Annotated in this window: 16 protein-coding genes and 1 tRNA gene; 10 read left to right on the forward strand and 7 right to left on the reverse strand. The window is 65.6% G+C overall.

Translation table 11 applies throughout. The features are described 5' to 3' along the window. The first annotated feature begins 334 nt into the window (after nucleotides 1-334). The 3 genes from ACTT2I_RS13825 to coaE are packed head-to-tail and all read left to right on the forward strand — an operon-like array spanning nucleotide 335 to nucleotide 3,087. A complete protein-coding gene (locus tag ACTT2I_RS13825; RefSeq protein WP_421099077.1) occupies nucleotides 335-1,594 on the forward strand; it encodes a type II secretion system F family protein in 1,260 nt (419 codons plus the stop codon). A gap of 7 nt (nucleotides 1,595-1,601) precedes the next feature. Further along, nucleotides 1,602-2,465 carry a prepilin peptidase gene (locus tag ACTT2I_RS13830; protein WP_443096692.1) on the forward strand — a complete coding sequence of 288 codons (864 nt, stop codon included), beginning with the start codon at nucleotides 1,602-1,604 and terminating at the stop codon, nucleotides 2,463-2,465. Between the two features lie 10 nt (nucleotides 2,466-2,475). Beyond that, nucleotides 2,476-3,087, forward strand: coding sequence for a dephospho-CoA kinase (coaE, locus tag ACTT2I_RS13835; RefSeq protein WP_421099076.1), 612 nt, complete (start codon nucleotides 2,476-2,478; stop codon nucleotides 3,085-3,087). Between the two features lie 39 nt (nucleotides 3,088-3,126). Here coaE and ACTT2I_RS13840 read toward each other — a convergent pair whose 3' ends face one another. The 6 genes from ACTT2I_RS13840 to ACTT2I_RS13865 all read right to left on the reverse strand — a co-directional run bounded on the left by ACTT2I_RS13840 (nucleotide 3,127) and on the right by ACTT2I_RS13865 (nucleotide 9,304). Then, nucleotides 3,127-4,491, reverse strand: a complete 1,365-nt coding sequence (locus ACTT2I_RS13840; protein ID WP_421099075.1) for a sensor histidine kinase — start codon at nucleotides 4,489-4,491, stop codon at nucleotides 3,127-3,129. Next, nucleotides 4,454-5,131 carry a response regulator transcription factor gene (locus ACTT2I_RS13845; RefSeq protein ID WP_088432723.1) on the reverse strand — a complete coding sequence of 226 codons (678 nt, stop codon included), beginning with the start codon at nucleotides 5,129-5,131 and terminating at the stop codon, nucleotides 4,454-4,456. The genes ACTT2I_RS13840 and ACTT2I_RS13845 overlap by 38 nt, the downstream gene beginning before the upstream one ends. 8 nt (nucleotides 5,132-5,139) lie before the next feature. After that, a complete protein-coding gene (locus tag ACTT2I_RS13850) occupies nucleotides 5,140-5,613 on the reverse strand; it encodes a hypothetical protein (RefSeq protein WP_088432722.1) in 474 nt (157 codons plus the stop codon). A gap of 227 nt (nucleotides 5,614-5,840) precedes the next feature. Beyond that, nucleotides 5,841-6,734 (reverse strand): 30S ribosomal protein S6--L-glutamate ligase, encoded by an 894-nt coding sequence (rimK, locus tag ACTT2I_RS13855; RefSeq protein WP_179460223.1) that lies wholly within the window; start codon nucleotides 6,732-6,734, stop codon nucleotides 5,841-5,843. A 542-nt stretch (nucleotides 6,735-7,276) separates the two neighbouring features. Further along, nucleotides 7,277-7,350 (reverse strand) — tRNA-Gly (locus ACTT2I_RS13860). Between the two features lie 124 nt (nucleotides 7,351-7,474). Next, on the reverse strand, nucleotides 7,475-9,304 hold the full coding sequence (locus tag ACTT2I_RS13865; RefSeq protein WP_088432719.1) for an autotransporter outer membrane beta-barrel domain-containing protein: 1,830 nt from the start codon (nucleotides 9,302-9,304) through the stop codon (nucleotides 7,475-7,477). 205 nt (nucleotides 9,305-9,509) lie between these two features. On the opposite strand from ACTT2I_RS13865, the gene thiS reads away from it, so the two are divergent. The 4 genes from thiS to ACTT2I_RS13885 are packed head-to-tail and all read left to right on the forward strand — an operon-like array spanning nucleotide 9,510 to nucleotide 13,149. Beyond that, the gene (gene thiS, locus ACTT2I_RS13870) at nucleotides 9,510-9,710 is read left to right on the forward strand and encodes a sulfur carrier protein ThiS (protein ID WP_088432718.1); all 201 of its coding nucleotides are present in this window, start codon (nucleotides 9,510-9,512) and stop codon (nucleotides 9,708-9,710) included. 38 nt (nucleotides 9,711-9,748) lie between these two features. Further along, on the forward strand, nucleotides 9,749-10,543 hold the full coding sequence (locus ACTT2I_RS13875; RefSeq protein ID WP_019183927.1) for a thiazole synthase: 795 nt from the start codon (nucleotides 9,749-9,751) through the stop codon (nucleotides 10,541-10,543). Continuing rightward, entirely contained in the window at nucleotides 10,543-11,277 is a 735-nt protein-coding gene (trmB, locus tag ACTT2I_RS13880; RefSeq protein WP_088432716.1) for a tRNA (guanosine(46)-N7)-methyltransferase TrmB, read from the forward strand. The genes ACTT2I_RS13875 and trmB overlap by 1 nt, the downstream gene beginning before the upstream one ends. 24 nt (nucleotides 11,278-11,301) lie before the next feature. Next, nucleotides 11,302-13,149 (forward strand): SLC13 family permease, encoded by a 1,848-nt coding sequence (locus tag ACTT2I_RS13885; protein ID WP_019183925.1) that lies wholly within the window; start codon nucleotides 11,302-11,304, stop codon nucleotides 13,147-13,149. A 3-nt stretch (nucleotides 13,150-13,152) separates the two neighbouring features. On the opposite strand, the gene ACTT2I_RS13890 is transcribed toward ACTT2I_RS13885, so the two are convergent. Further along, nucleotides 13,153-13,500 carry a Rieske (2Fe-2S) protein gene (locus ACTT2I_RS13890; protein WP_088432745.1) on the reverse strand — a complete coding sequence of 116 codons (348 nt, stop codon included), beginning with the start codon at nucleotides 13,498-13,500 and terminating at the stop codon, nucleotides 13,153-13,155. Between the two features lie 178 nt (nucleotides 13,501-13,678). On the opposite strand from ACTT2I_RS13890, the gene ACTT2I_RS13895 reads away from it, so the two are divergent. From ACTT2I_RS13895 to mscL, 3 genes are all read left to right on the forward strand, one after another. Continuing rightward, nucleotides 13,679-13,954, forward strand: a complete 276-nt coding sequence (locus tag ACTT2I_RS13895; protein WP_019183923.1) for a hypothetical protein — start codon at nucleotides 13,679-13,681, stop codon at nucleotides 13,952-13,954. Nucleotides 13,955-14,062: 108 nt separating this feature from the next. Next, nucleotides 14,063-14,770 (forward strand): fumarylacetoacetate hydrolase family protein, encoded by a 708-nt coding sequence (locus tag ACTT2I_RS13900; protein ID WP_019183922.1) that lies wholly within the window; start codon nucleotides 14,063-14,065, stop codon nucleotides 14,768-14,770. A gap of 58 nt (nucleotides 14,771-14,828) precedes the next feature. Beyond that, nucleotides 14,829-15,242 (forward strand): large-conductance mechanosensitive channel protein MscL, encoded by a 414-nt coding sequence (gene mscL, locus ACTT2I_RS13905; protein WP_088432715.1) that lies wholly within the window; start codon nucleotides 14,829-14,831, stop codon nucleotides 15,240-15,242. Nucleotides 15,243-15,452: the final 210 nt, after the last annotated feature.

Consider the following 15,452-nt stretch of genomic DNA (forward strand, 5'->3'; position numbering starts at 1 on the left):
TAGATAGGGCACTGGGCCGTTGCCTGACCGGCGGACCGGGTGAGCTAGGCGGGCGCCCGTGCGAGTGGATCGAAGCAGGTTGCGTGCCAACAGTGCCAGCAATGCTCCCCAGCATTCCCCGGCGCAATGATGGCACTAATCTTCAGGATTGGAACCCCCCGCACAACAAATTGCGACGCATCCGGCAATGTGACCTGTTGCGTCACCTTTTGACACCCCCGGTCTGGACCGGTTGCCCCAGCCGGACGCCCGGCAGGACTGCCAACGCTTCCCGGAACCGGCTACCATGCGGCGAGATAGCCCGCCTGGGGATGGTGTGGCTGGGGAGCCCTGTATGTCTGTCAGCCGTAGCGCGATCAAGAAAGAGCCCGTGGCGCGTAGCACCATGGAGTTGAAGCCGTTTGTCTGGGAGGGGACCGACAAGCGAGGTGTCAAGATGAAGGGCGAACAGCCCGCCAAGAACGCCAACCTGCTTCGCGCGGAACTGCGCCGGCAGGGAATCATGCCTAGCGTGGTCAAGCCCAAACCGAAACCTATATTTGGTGCTGCGGGCTCAGCGATTGGCTCGAAGGACATCGCGTTTTTCAGCCGCCAAATGGCAATCATGATGAAATCGGGCGTACCGATCGTCAGCTCCCTGGAGATCATCGGCAGCGGACACAAAAACCCGCGAATGCGCAAGCTGGTCGACTCAGTTCGCACGGACATCGAAGGCGGCTCTTCGCTTTACGAGGCGATCAGCCGCCATCCAGTCCAGTTCGACGAGCTCTATCGCAACCTGGTTCGCGCAGGTGAAGGCGCTGGCGTGCTTGAGACCGTACTGGATACGATTGCAACCTATAAAGAGAACATCGAAGGCCTGAAGGGCAAGATCAAGAAGGCCTTGTTCTATCCGGCCATGATCATCGCCGTAGCGGTAATCGTAAGTGCGATCCTTCTGCTGTTCGTCGTGCCGCAGTTCGAAGAGGTGTTCAAGAGCTTCGGCGCTGAACTCCCTGCTTTCACGCAGATGATCGTGGCGGCCTCACGCTTCATGGTGTCGTACTGGTGGGTCATGCTCGCCGTTGTACTGATCTCCATATTTGGCTTCATCTACGCCTACAAACGCTCACCAACGATGCAGCACACGATGGATCGCTGGATCCTCAAGGTGCCGGTCATCGGCCAGATCATGAACAATAGTGCGATCGCCCGCTTCGCCCGGACCACGGCCGTCACCTTCAAGGCCGGCGTACCACTGGTGGAAGCGCTGGGCATCGTGGCAGGCGCTACGGGCAACAAGGTCTACGAGGAGAAGGTCCTGCGCATGCGCGATGACGTGTCGGTCGGCTATCCGGTCAACATGGCGATGAAACAGGTCAACCTGTTCCCGCACATGGTGGTGCAGATGACCGCCATCGGCGAAGAGGCCGGCGCGCTGGACACCATGTTGTTCAAGGTGGCCGAGTATTATGAGCAGGAGGTCAACAATGCCGTGGACGCCCTGAGCAGCCTGCTGGAACCGATGATCATGGTGTTCATTGGTACCATCGTCGGCGGCATGGTAATCGGCATGTACCTGCCCATCTTCAAACTCGGCGCGGTAGTTGGATAACTAATCAATGGCATTTCTCGACCAGCATCCCGGTCTCGGCTACCCCGCCGCGGTCGGACTGGGACTGCTGATCGGCAGTTTCCTCAACGTGGTGATCCTGCGCCTGCCCAAGCGGCTGGAGTGGGAGTGGAAGCGCGATGCGCGCGAGGTGCTGGAAGAGCCGGACATCTATGAGCCGCCACCACCGGGCATCGTGGTGGAGCCCTCGCACTGCCCGCACTGCAAGCACAAGCTGTCCTGGTACGAGAACATCCCGCTGTTCAGCTGGCTGGCCCTTCGCGGCAAGTGCCGGCATTGCCATGCCCCGATCTCGATCCAGTACCCGCTGGTGGAGCTGCTCACCGCCGCGCTGGTGGCCGCCAGCGTCTGGCAGTTCGGGTTCGGCTGGCAGGGTTTCGGTGCGATCGTGCTGAGCTGCTTCCTGATGGCGCTGTCCGGCATCGACCTGCGTACCCAGTTGCTGCCCGACCAGCTCACCCTGCCCTTGATGTGGCTGGGCCTGATCGCGGCCAGCGACAATCTCTATATGCCCGCCAAGCCCGCGCTGCTGGGTGCGCTGGCCGGCTATCTGTCGCTGTGGTCGGTGTGGTGGCTGTTCAAGCAGCTCACCGGCAAGGAAGGCATGGGCCACGGCGATTTCAAGCTGCTGGCGGCCCTGGGCGCCTGGTGCGGGCTCAAGGGCATCCTGCCGATCATCCTGCTGTCCTCCGTGGTGGGCGCGATCATCGGCTCGATCTGGCTGTACTCGCGCGGCCGCGACCGTGCCACGCCGATTCCGTTCGGGCCCTACCTGGCCATCGCCGGCTGGATCGTGTTCATGTGGGGCGAGCCGTTGATCGACGGCTACCTGAGCTACGCCGGCCTGCGTTGAGGGCCGCGCGATGAGCCGCTTCGTGATCGGGCTGACCGGCGGCATTGCCGCCGGCAAGAGCGAGGTCAGCCGCCGCTTCGAGGCGCTGGGCATTACCGTGGCCGACGCCGATCTGGCCGCCCGCGCCGTGGTGGCACCGGGCAGCGAGGGCCTGGCGCGGATTGCCGCCCACTTCGGCAAGGACATCCTGCTGGCCGATGGCCAGCTGGACCGTGCTGCGCTGCGGGCCCGCATCTTCGCGTCGGCGCAGGAGCGCCAGGCGCTGGAGGCGATCACCCATCCGGCGATCCGGCAGTTGCTGCGCGAAACCTGCGAGCAGGCTGAAGGGCCGTATGCGATCGCGGCGATTCCGCTGCTTACCGAGGCTGGCGGCCGCCAGCAATACCCCTGGCTGGACCGGATCCTGGTGGTGGACGTGCCGGTAGCCATGCAGCACGCGCGGCTGATGCAGCGCGATGGCATCGATACCGCCCTGGCCGACCGCATGATCGCCGCCCAGGCCAGCCGCGAGGCGCGCCTGGTATTGGCCGATGACGTGGTGGTCAATGATGGCCACCCGGACCACCTGCAGGCGCATGTGGAGCGGCTGGATCACGCCTATCGGGCGTTGGCGGCGCGGTAGAGCTGGGGGAGGAGCCGACCAACGGTCGGCTCTGCCGTGTCAGGCGGGCGAGAAGGTCAGCGTGGCGATCACGCCGCGCCCGGCGCCTGGCCGCACGTTGACCTGCCAGCCATAGAGGTCGCACAGGCGGCTGACGATGGACAGGCCGATGCCGCCGCCCTGCGAGTGCCCCGCATGCGTGCCGCGGTAGCCACGCTGGAACAGCTTGGCCGCATCTTCCTCGCTCAGGCCAGGGCCGCTGTCGATCACTTCGACTGCGTTGTTGCCCACGCGCACGCGCACCGCGCCTTCCTTGGAATACTTCACGGCATTGCCGATCAGGTTGCCCAACGCGACCGAGAGGGCCGATTCCGGCGCATCGATCACCAGGTCGTGGTTGCCTTCCAGGATCAGTTCCAGCGGTTTGCCGCCGAGCTGGGCACGGTGCGAATCCAGAAGCTGCTCGGAGACCCGGGCGACATTGCTGCTGCCCTGCCCGCGCTCATTGCGCGAGAGCAGCAACAGCGCACCGATCAGGTCGGTGCATTGCTGCTCGGCGCGCTGGATGCGCTGCAGGCGCTGCAGCACTTTGGGATCGAGATCCGGGCGTGTCAGCAGCAGCTCGGTGGCGCCGCGGATCACCGCCAGCGGCGTGCGCAGCTCGTGGCTGACGTCCGCGTTGAACTCGCGGTCGCGCTGTACGACCTCGGTGAGGCGCGCGGAGTAGTCATCCAGCGCCTGGGCGAGCTGGCCCACTTCATCGTCCGGGAAGCGCGGTGCCAGCGGCTCGGGCTCGCTGGTGCCACCGCGATACGCACGCAGGCGAGCGGCCAGGTCCGACACAGGCTTCATCACCTTGGAGGCGGACCACCAGCCCAGCACGAGGGACAGGGCACTGAATACCAGCACCGAAATCCACAGCGCGCGCTTGAGCTGGACCTCCCCGCGGGTGGCCTCGGTCATGTCATAGGCAAGGAAGAACCAGGCATCGTCAGCTTTGCGGACCGCCAATTTGTAGGCGTAAGGCCTGCCCTCTTCGTCCAGGCCGCTCACGTTGTGGTTGCCGTTTGGCAATGCCGCCCATTCCGCCCGTTCTACCCGTACACGGTCCAGCATTTCGCGCGGATACGCGAAGGCCCGCATCTGCTGCACAGGCAGATCCGGGTTACGGGTACGGTCGGAATAGAAGCGCTTGGCGAACTCATCGATATTGCGGTTCATCACGTCTTCGACGAGCTGGTTCTCCACACGGGCACGCGCCCAATTGGTGGCGAACGCAAACAGCGTGGTCAGGCAGAAGCCCAACAGCACGAACGAGACGATGATGCGGCTGCGCAGCCGTCGCCGGTATGGCGCGCGGCGACGCTCCCCCTTGCCCGTCACCGGATCAGGCTTCCGGCGCGGCGATGCGGTATCCGATGCCATGGCGGGTCTGGATCATCGGCACTTCGAAGGGCTTGTCGACTACGGCGCGCAGGCCATGGATGTGCACGCGCAGGGAGTCCGAATCCGGGAGCTCTTCGCCCCAGACGCGGGTTTCCAGTTCCTGGCGGGTGACGACGGCCGGTGCGGCCTCCATCAGCGCCTGCAGGATCTTCAGTGCGGTCGGGTTGAGCTGCAGCAGTTTGCCCTGCCGGCGCACTTCCAGCGTATCCAGGTTGTATTCCAGATCGCCGGTTTCCAGCACGCGGGTCTGCACGCCCTTGCCGCGACGCGACAGGGCGTTCAGACGCACCTCGACCTCCTGCAGCGCGAACGGCTTGATCAGGTAGTCATCGGCACCGGAATCGAAGCCGGCCAGTTTGTTATCCAGGGAATCGCGAGCCGTCAGCATCAGCACCGGGGTCTGCTTGCGTGCTTCATTGCGAAGCTTGCGGCAGACCTCGATCCCATCCATGCCGGGCAGGTTGAGATCCAGCACGATCGCGTCGAACTCATGGACGACCGCCAGGTGCAGGCCGGTGACGCCATCGGCCGCGAAGTCCACGGTGTGCCCGCGGTCCTCGAGGTAGTCGCCCAGGTTGGCGGCAATGTCGCTGTTGTCTTCGATTACAAGGATTCGCACTGTGACCTCTAGTTGGAGAAACGACCAACGCGCTGCGCTTGGTCCATGCTGCTCTGGGACGTGTTCTTGATCCGTTCCCGCTGGGCGACCGTCATGCACTGCGTCTGCGGCATGTTGGAGCCCACCACGCGCTCACGCCTGCATATTAGACGGCTATCTTCGCGCGCCTGTGTCAAAACGGTGTTCACCACCTGCTGGTCGTTGAACAGTTCGGTGCGGCTGGCCGCAGACAAGGAACCCTCGCCGCCGCTCCGCTCGATGATGCCACGCATGTGCCCCAAGGCCTGCCGGACCCGGCTGCGCTGATCCACGGTGATTTCCGAGTAGGTCTCACCGTTGCTCAAGTCTGCTTCGATCTTGGTGATCTGTTCAGCCATCGGCTTGCCGGGCTCAAAGATTTCCTTGTTCTTCGGCGCCGCGGCGGCGCTTCCCATTGCCAGTGCCAGTGCTGCGGCCGCCATGGCCATCGTCAAACGCTTCATGTCGAGCTGATCCGTGCTTTGAAGTGAACGCCGAATGTATGCCGGGCCTGCCAGTGGCAGCAAGTGCTGTTGGTCAGGGAGAAAAAGGCCCAGGCGTTTCCGCCTGGGCCTGAAGGTGTTTCCCGATTACCGATCCTGCTGAGGAGGGCAGAGCTGCGGTTCGACAGAGCCTACGCCCGGCCCGATTAAACCGATGTTAAGACCCCGGCCCGCGTTGCAAACCAGCATCAACTCTTTGTATTTGCAGGCTTTTTAAGGGATGCGACGTGATCGATGATGCGCCCGGCCAGGTCGGCCTGGCAGATCGCCTCGATGCCTTCCAGCCCCGGCGTGGAGTTGACCTCCAGCACCAGCGGGCCGCGGCTGGAGCGGATCAGGTCCACGCCGGCCACGCCCAGGCCGAGCGCCTTGGCCGAGCGCACCGCCACCAGCTGCTCGGCCCGGCTGGCCTTGGCCGCCCGGGCACTACCGCCGGCATGCAGGTTGGAGCGGAAATCGCCCTCCGGGGCCTGCCGCTGCATCGCCCCGACCACCTGATCGCCCACCACCAGGCAGCGCAGGTCGGCACCCTGCGCCTCGCCGATGAACTCCTGCATGAGGAAGTTGGCGTACAGCCCGCGCAGCGCCTCCACGATGCCGCGCGAGGCGCTGGCCTTCTCGGTCAGGATCACGCCGCGGCCCTGCGTGCCTTCGTTGAGCTTCACCACGTGTGGCGGTGGGCCCAGCATGGAGAGCAGATCGACGGTGTCGTCCGGGTTGTCACCGAACACCGTGACCGGCATGTCGATGCCCTTGGAGGCCAGGATCTGGTGGGCACGCAGCTTGTCGCGGGCGCGCAGGATCGCATCGGAGGGGTTGGGCGTACGCGCGCCCATCATCTCGAACTGGCGCAGCACGGCCGTCCCGTAGCGAGTGACCGAGGCACCGATGCGCGGGATCACCGCGTCCACCCCGGTGATCGGCCGCCCCTTGTAATGCATCGTGAAGCCATCCGCGGCGATGCGCATGTAACAGCGCAGCGGATCGAGGATGCGTACGGTATGGCCGCGCGCACGTGCAGCCTCTACCAGGCGGCGCGTGGAGTACAACTTGCTGTTGCGGGAGAGGATGGCCAGTTTCATCGCGGCGCAGGGGCTGGAAAGCGCGAAGCATAGCGTGTGGCGTGTGTGGCCGAGGTGTCAGTCCCCGCCGAAGTGGATGTACGGCGGGACCCGGCCACGCTGGTGCCAGCATGGCCTGACAGGTCCGAGCCTGATCATCGCGGATGCGGCACTGCAAGATTGAAAGGGCACCACACTGTCTGTAGCGTCAGTTGCGCCCATGGAGGGCGATCAACGGAGACATGGCATGAAGATTGGACTCAGGCTGTCTGTTGCTATTGCGGCTGTCGCGCTCACGCTGGGCATTGGCTCTGCCACTGCTCAATCGACGCCCTGTGATGCTTGTTACATCGCCTATCAAGCGTGCATGGCCAAACCAACCGGCCAAGTTCTGTGCTACGGCGCACTCTCACGGTGTTTGAAAAATTCCACCGGATGCAATCCACCCAATTGACCCCACCTGTTGCCGGCGCTCGATGTCGTGCGCTTGCAGCGTTGGGGGTTGGATAGCGGGTCGTCCTGAAGTGACGGAACGCCGGTCTCCACGAAAGCCCAGTGGATTATGGAGCGGGTGAAGGGAATCGAACCCTCGTCAGTAGCTTGGGAAGCTACAGCTCTACCATTGAGCTACACCCGCAAGGCGCGGCGTAAGTCTATTCGGGCGGGGCCCTCAAACGCAACGGGCGGCACTGGGCCGCCTGTTGTTTCACGTTTTCCGCCGCCGTGCGCGGCGCCCGCGAACGGGCACTGCGCACGTTGGATCAGAAGCTGGCGCCGAAGCTGGCGAACAGCGAGACGTCACGTGCACGCTTCTGCATCGTGGTGGTGCTCATGCCGATGTTGCTGCTCAGGCCCCACAGGTTCAGGCGCGCACCCAGCACGGCGGTGGCGTAGTTCCGGTCGAACTCCAGGCCCGGCACCTTGTACATGCCCACGTCCGGCATGGACTGCAGCCAGGCGCTGGCCTGCTTGCTGTCCTCGAACTCGTGGTCATAGGTGACCTGCACGTACGGCTTGACGTTGCCGCCATCGAAACGGGCCTGCCAGCCGACGCGGCCGACGGTCGAATCCGTGTCCTGGTCGCCGTAGCCCAGCGCCGAGGCGCTCGGGTTGGACTCGGTGTAGCCATCCAGCTTGACCTTCTGCCAGATCACGGCGGCGACCGGACCGTGGCGGAAGCCGCCCTCGGTGCCGAACTCGTAGCCGGCGTTCAACGCGGCGGTCAGGTTGCTGCCTTCCGGCGAACCCTTGTGGATGCGCGTGGCCGGGCCGAGCTGCAGCTTGCGGGTCACGTCGTAGTCCAGCCAGCTGTAGCTGAGCTGGCCGTTGACCCAGGCGCGCTCGCCGTACCAGCCGGCGAACAGGCCCAGCGTGGTGTCGGACTGGGTGAAGTCGCCCTTGTTGTTGCCGAAATCGGCGTCCATGCGGCCATAGCCAGCGAAGCCGCCGACCACCATGCCATCCCGCGCCCAGTCCACGCCGAACAGGCCGGCCGGGGCCATGCCGTCGTACAGGTCGGCGTGGGCGTAGCGCTGCATGTCGCCGCGCAGGTTGCCCCACCAGCTCAGGCCGTCGGCCGGACGGCCATCCACGTGCCAGCTGACCTGGTCAGCGCGCGAGCGGCCGATGGTCTGCGCCGAGTGGGTCAGGATCTGCTGGTTGCGCGGGGCTTCCAGGATCGACAGCGTGTACTGGCCCAGCATCTCGTGGGTGGCGGTGGTCGGGTGCACACCATCGGCAAACACGTAGCTGTTGGCGGCGTCCGGGGTGACGTAGCTGGTCGGGTTGCAGGTCAGCGAGGAAGCCGTGGTGCAGGCCGGGCTGGTCACGTTGACGAAGCCGTACTGGCCCGGGTTGGCGACGATTTCCTGCAGGATGTGGAAGGTATCCACCGGAATCACCTGCAGGCCGGCGGCCTTCAGGCCACCGAACAGGGCGTCGTTGTAGGCCTTGGCCAGCGCGGTACCGGCGGCCATGCCGGCCGGGCCACCGGCGCGGGCGCCCGGGGTGAGGCCGACGTCCGGAATGGTCGGCACCACGATGTACTCGGCGCCAGCAGCTTTCAGGGTGCCGACGATGCCGACCTGGTCGGTGACGGCACCGGTCAGGGTCGGGACCAGCGGTGCGCCGGCCTGGATGGCGAACAGGTCATTGGCACCGCCCCACACGGTGTACAGCGCGTTCGGGTCGGCCTTGCCACCGTTGGCCGCCAGGTACTGCGCGGTCTGGGTCTTGAGCGAGTACACCGGCACGGCCGGGGTACCCGGGGCGAGCACCTGGCTGGTGTCCACGCCGACACGGGCGCCGCCGATGGCGTAGTTGTCACCGTTCTGGCCGTTGCCGTGGGCAGCGCCGTTGGTGCCGTAGTAGTTGGCCACGTGCTCAGCCCAGGTCCAGCCCGGGTTGGTGGTGAACTGGCCAGTCACCGGCCGCACCGCGGCCGGCAGCAGCGGGCGGAAGTAGCCGGCGTCGGTCAGGCTGTCGCCGATGAAGACGGTCTTGGTGTACGGCGACTGTGCCATGGCCGGCACCGCCGCCAGGGCGATGGCCACGGCCATGAGGGAACGGATCGGGCGTTTGCTGAGCAACATGAAAACTCCTTGAGGGTGGGGAAGACGGCGGACGTACGCCGGCGCACGGTGCCATGTTTCCACTGCACCCGGCCCGCATCACGCTGCGCTGCGGCATGACCGCCCCAGCCCCGCCGCCCGGCCATCGTTGGCCTGGCGCTCGCGGCACCTCTGCCGCGGGGCGCACAGGGTACGCACTGTGGGGTGATTGGGGGACAATACCGTCATGAACATCCAGCTCAACGGCGAGAACCGCCAGCTTCCGCACACCGCTACCGTCCATGACCTGCTGCTCAGCGAGCAGCTGCTCGAGCGCCGGGTGGCGGTCGAGGTCAACGGTGAGATCGTGACCCGCAGCCGGCACGCCAGCCATGGCCTGTGCGAGGGCGACGTGGTCGAGATCGTGCATGCGCTGGGTGGCGGCTGAGGCAGCATCGTGACGCGCGATAGGCGATAATTCGGGCCATGAATGCACCTGTCCCTACTGATTCGCTGGTGATCGCCGGCAAGACCTATGCTTCCCGCCTGCTCACCGGCACCGGCAAGTTCAAGGATCTGGAAGAAACCCGCCTGGCCACCGAGGCCGCCGGCGCCCGGATCGTCACCGTGGCGATCCGCCGCACCAACATCGGGCAGAACCCCGGCGAGCCGAACCTGCTCGACGTGCTGCCGCCGGACCGTTACACCATCCTGCCCAACACCGCCGGCTGTTATACCGCCGAGGATGCCGTACGCACGTGCCGGCTGGCCCGCGAGCTGCTGGACGGCCACAACCTGACCAAGCTGGAAGTGCTGGGCGACCAGAAGAGCCTGTACCCGGATGTGGTGCAGACCCTCAAGGCCGCCGAGCAACTGGTCAAGGATGGCTTCGAGGTGATGGTCTATACCTCCGACGATCCGATCCTGGCCAAGCGCCTGGAAGAGATCGGCTGCGCTGCGGTGATGCCGCTGGCCGCGCCGATCGGTTCGGGCCTGGGCATCCAGAACAAGTACAACCTGCTGCAGATCATCGAAGACGCCAAGGTGCCGATCATCGTCGATGCCGGCGTCGGCACCGCCTCCGATGCGGCAATCGCGATGGAGCTGGGCTGCGACGGCGTGCTGATGAACACCGCCATCGCCGGCGCGCGCAACCCGGTGCTGATGGCCAGCGCGATGCGCAAGGCCGTGGAAGCGGGCCGCGAGGCCTTCCTGGCCGGCCGCATTCCGCGCAAGCGCTACGCCAGTGCCTCCTCGCCGATCGACGGGTTGATCGGCTGATGACCAATCCTTTCGACAGCGCCGGTGCCAAGGCGCCGCCCAAGCCCTTTACCATCACCGAAGGCCGCCGCGAGGTCCGCAGTTTCGTGCTGCGCCAGGGCCGCTTCACCCCCGCCCAGCAGCGGGCATTCGATGATCGCTGGCCGCGTTTCGGGCTGGATTTCACCGGTGAGCCGCGCGATCTGCAGGCCACCTTCGGGCGCGATGCGCACAAGGTGCTGGAAATCGGCTTCGGCAACGGTGCCGCGCTGCGTTTTGCCGCGCAGCAGGACCCGAGCCGCGATTACATCGGGCTGGAAGTGCATGCCCCCGGCGTGGGCCGCCTGCTCAATGCCCTGGCCGACGACAACGCCGACCACGTGCGCCTGTACCACCACGATGCCGTGGAGGTGCTGGAGAAGGAAATCGCCGATGGCGCGCTGGATGAAGTGCGCATCTATTTCCCGGACCCGTGGCACAAAAAGCGGCACAACAAGCGTCGCCTGATCCAGCCCGGCTTTGCCGACCTGCTGGTGCGCAAGCTGCGCGTCGGTGGCCGCCTGCACTGCGCCACGGACTGGGAAGACTATGCCGAGCAGATGTGGGACGTGCTCGATGCCACCGCCGGGCTGACCAACCGTGCCGGCCCGCGCGGGCAGGTGGAGCGGCCGGAATGGCGCCCGCAGACCCATTTCGAAACCCGTGGCCAGAAACTCGGCCATGGCGTGTGGGACCTGTTGTACGACCGCACCTGATCCGACAAGGAACCGCGCCACCCCATGGATACCGCGCTGACGCTGACTACCGACATGAAGCTCGTTCTCGGGCTGGTCGGCTTCACGATGGCGATGTTCCTGTTCGAGCGCATCCGCGCCGACGTGGTGGCGCTGGTGGTGCTGGTGGTGCTCGGCGTCACCGGCCTGATCGCCCCGGAAGAGATCTTCGGGGGCTTCTCCGGTAACGCGGTGATGAGCATCATCGCCACCACCATCCTCGGCGCGGGGCTGGACCGCACCGGGGCCTTGAACCGTTTGGCGGCCTGGCTGCTGCGGCGCGGGCATGGCGTGGAAACGCGCCTGCTGATGATGACCACGGCGATCGCCGGGTTGAACTCCTCGTTCATGCAGAACCCTTCAGTGATGGCGCTGTACCTGCCGGTCGCCTCGCGCCTGGCCGCGCGCACCGGGCTGACCCTGCAGCGCCTGCTGCTGCCGATCGCCGCGGCCATCGTGATGGGTGGCGCGCTGACCATGGTCGGCAACTCGCCGCTGATCCTGCTCAACGATCTGCTGGCCTCGGCCAACAACAACCTGCCCTCCGGCCTGGCCACCATCGAGCCGCTGCGCATGTTCGCGCCGCTGCCGATCGGCGTGGCGCTGCTGATCGCCTCGCTGCTGTACTTCCGCTATTTCGGCGACCGCAAGCTGGTGGAAGAAGAGACGCTGGCCAACGACGGCGTCACCCCCTCTCGCACCGAAAGCTACTTCGCCAAGACCTACGGCATCGAAGGCGATGTGTTCGAGCTGGTGGTCACCGCCGAGAGCCCGCTGGTCGGCATGACCCTGGGCGAAGCCGAGAACGTGCACGATGCGCCGCTGCTGCTGGCGCTCAAGACCGGCAACGACACCCGCCTGGCCCCGCCAGCGGAGATGCGGATCTGGGTGGGCAGCGTGCTCGGCGTGATGGGCGCGCGCCAGCAGGTCAGCGATTTCGCGCAGAACCAGTTCCTGCGGATGTCGTCGCGGCTGAAGCACCTGGGCGATCTGTTCAACCCGAGCCGCGCCGGCATTTCCGAAGCGGTGGTGCCGCCGACCTCCGATGTGATCGGCAAGAGCGCCTCGGACCTGCGCCTGCGCAAACAGCGCGGCATCAGCCTGCTGGCGATCAACCGCGACAAGCAGGTGATCCGCGAAGACGTGCGCAACGTCGCGCTGCGCGCCGGCGACATGCTGGTCTTCCACAGCATCTGGACCGACCTGGCGCAGGCGGCCAAGAGCCGCGACTTCGTGGTGGTCACCGATTACCCCAAGGGGGAGCAGCGGCCGCACAAATTCAAGATCGCGATGAGCATCTTCGCCATCACCATCCTGATCGCGCTGACCTCCAAGCTGCCGGTGGCGCTGACCCTGATGACCGGCGTGGCCGGCATGCTGCTCACCGGCGTGCTGCGCATGGACGAGGCCTACGCCTCGATCAACTGGAAAACGGTGTTCATGATGGCCGGGCTGATTCCGCTTGGCTGGGCGATGGACAGCAGTGGCGCGGCGGCATGGATCGCCGGCCACACCATCGACCGCCTGCCGACCGGCATCCCGGTATGGGTGCTGGAGATCGCGCTGGCCTTGCTGACCACGATGTTCTCGCTGGTGATCAGCCATGTGGGCGCGACGATCGTGATGGTGCCCATCGCAGTGAACCTGGCGCTGGCGGCCGGTGGCAGCCCGACGGCGTTCGCGCTGATCGTGGCGTTGTCGGCGTCGAACAACCTGATGACGGCGTCCAACCCGGTGATTTCGATGATCACCGGCCCGGCCAATTACACCCCGCGCGAGTTGTGGCGCGTCGGCGCACCGCTGTCGTTGATCTATACGGTGGTGGTGGTGCTGATGATCAACCTGATGTTCTAGGGATCACCCCAGCCAGACCTGCCCGTCGCGCACCTGCACCGGCACCGTGCGCAGCCGATCACCGCGGCATGGCCCGGCCACGCAGTCGCCGTTGTCCAGCGAGAACGAGGCGCCATGTGCGGCGCAGACCAGGTGGCCTTCCTTGCTTTTGAGGAACTGACCCGGCGCCCAGTCCAGCCGGCGCCCGGCGTGCGGGCAGATGTTCAGCCAGGCGCGCACCTGATCACCGTCGCGGTACAGCACCACCGATTCGCTGTCACCTTCGATGCGTGCATCGATGTCGGCAAAACCCCCGTCGGCAATGGCATCCAGGGCAATGAGGGCGGTGGCGGTGGTCTCGGGCGAGGACATGGCATCCAGCAACAGGCAACGGAAGCACAGTGTCTCACGCGCTCATGTCACTGGCTGCCGGATGAATACAAGTCATTGATTTGCAATGAACGCGCGCTACGTTTAACGACTTTTTCACTCAATGACAAAAGCCAGCACGGATACTCGTCCCCTGCTGACCTCAGCCAAAAAGAGTGCCATGTACAGCCGCATCTTCCAGTTCAACCAGTTCCGCACCCTGTTCGCGCCGCGCAAGCCGCGCCACCCGCTGGTGCGCGTGGCGGTCGGTCTGTTGGGCCTGGCGATCCTGGCCGCGCTGGTGTTCGTCGGTGTGTTCGTGGGCGCGGCGATGATCATCGCCGGCCTGGCATGGAAGCTGCTCGCCCAGCGCAAGAATGCGCGCACCGCTCCGTCGCAGGTTGTGGACGGTGAATACCGCGTGGTCCGCAAGCAGGCCTTGCCGATGTCGCGTTGATCGACGCGCTTTCCTCCTGATGACGGCCGCGCCCTGCGCGGCCGTTTCTGTTTGTGGGAGCGGAAAAACGCTCTAGACTGCGGCGAAACCTCTCCACAGGACGCGCGCATGACCGATGTAATCCCCACCCCCGAGCAGCCCCGCATCCCGGTCGCCGGTGGCGGTACCTTCCCGGTGCGTCGCATCTACTGCGTGGGCCGCAACTTCGCCGATCACGCGCGCGAAATGGGCGCGGCCGTGCCCGCCGCCGATGACCGCGGCCGGCCGATGTTCTTCAGCAAGCCGGCCGATGCCATCGTGGTCGGGCATGACGATGTGATCCCCTACCCGCTTGCCACCCAGGACCTGCACCACGAGGTGGAACTGGTGGTGGCGATCGGGAAGGACGCGCCCGCCGGCGAGCTGCCGGTCGACCAGGCCGAAGCGCTGGTGTTCGGGTACGGCGTCGGCCTGGACCTGACCCGCCGCGATCTGCAGGCGCAGGCCAAGGCCAAGGGCCACCCGTGGGACCCGGCCAAGGGCTTCGATCAGTCCGCCCCGGTGAGCGAACTCGTGCCGGCCGGCGAAGTGGGCGATCTGGCCGCCCTCAATCTGTCGCTGGAGATCAATGGCGAAGTGCGCCAGCAGTCGCTGCTGGACCAGATGATCTGGAACGTGCCGGAGATCCTGCACGAACTCTCCAAACTATGGGCGCTGCGCGCGGGCGATCTGGTCTTCATGGGGACGCCCTCCGGCGTGGCCGCGTTGAAGCCCGGCGACCGTTTCAGCGCACGCCTGGAAAACGTGGCCGAGCGCCACGGCATCATCGCCGGATGACAATGGCTGCGTTACGCTGCGGCGTCATTTGATTCCCCCACTACGACAGGAGAGCCCGATGGGTGTACTGACTGAGTTCAAAGAATTCGCCATGCGTGGCAACGTCATCGACCTGGCGGTCGGTGTGGTCATCGGTGCGGCGTTCGGCAAGATCGTCACCGCGCTGGTGGACAAGATCATCATGCCGCCGCTGGGCTGGGTGATCGGCCGTGTGGACTTCTCCGAGCTGGCCTGGACCCTGGCGCCGGCACGGATTGCCGAAGACGGCAAGGAGATTCCGGCCGTGGTGATCGGCTACGGCGATTTCCTCAACACCGTCGTGCAGTTCGTGATCGTGGCCTTTGCGATCTTCATGGTCGTGAAGTTCATCAACCGCCTGGCTCGCAAGAAGCAGGCCGAGCCGGCCGCCCCGGCGGCGCCGAGTGAAGAAGTACTGCTGCTGCGCGAGATCCGCGACAACCTGAAGCAGTAAGACCGCACTCCCGGTAATGCCGGCCGCTGGCCGGCTCAACGGATATCCTGCATCGCGCGGAGCCGGCCAGCGGCCGGCACTACCTGAAAGCCCCGCCCTGGCGGGGCTTTCGCTTTTGGAAATCAGCATCCGCCGGAGCATGACCTCCCGCCCATGTACGCGCCGGGGAGGCTGGTAAGCTCGGACGCTTCCGCCCCGCTTCCCCGGAGT

Origin of the sequence: Stenotrophomonas sp. PUT21, assembly GCF_052232875.1 — a bacterium.
Taxonomy (GTDB): Bacteria; Pseudomonadota; Gammaproteobacteria; order Xanthomonadales; family Xanthomonadaceae; genus Stenotrophomonas; species Stenotrophomonas maltophilia_N.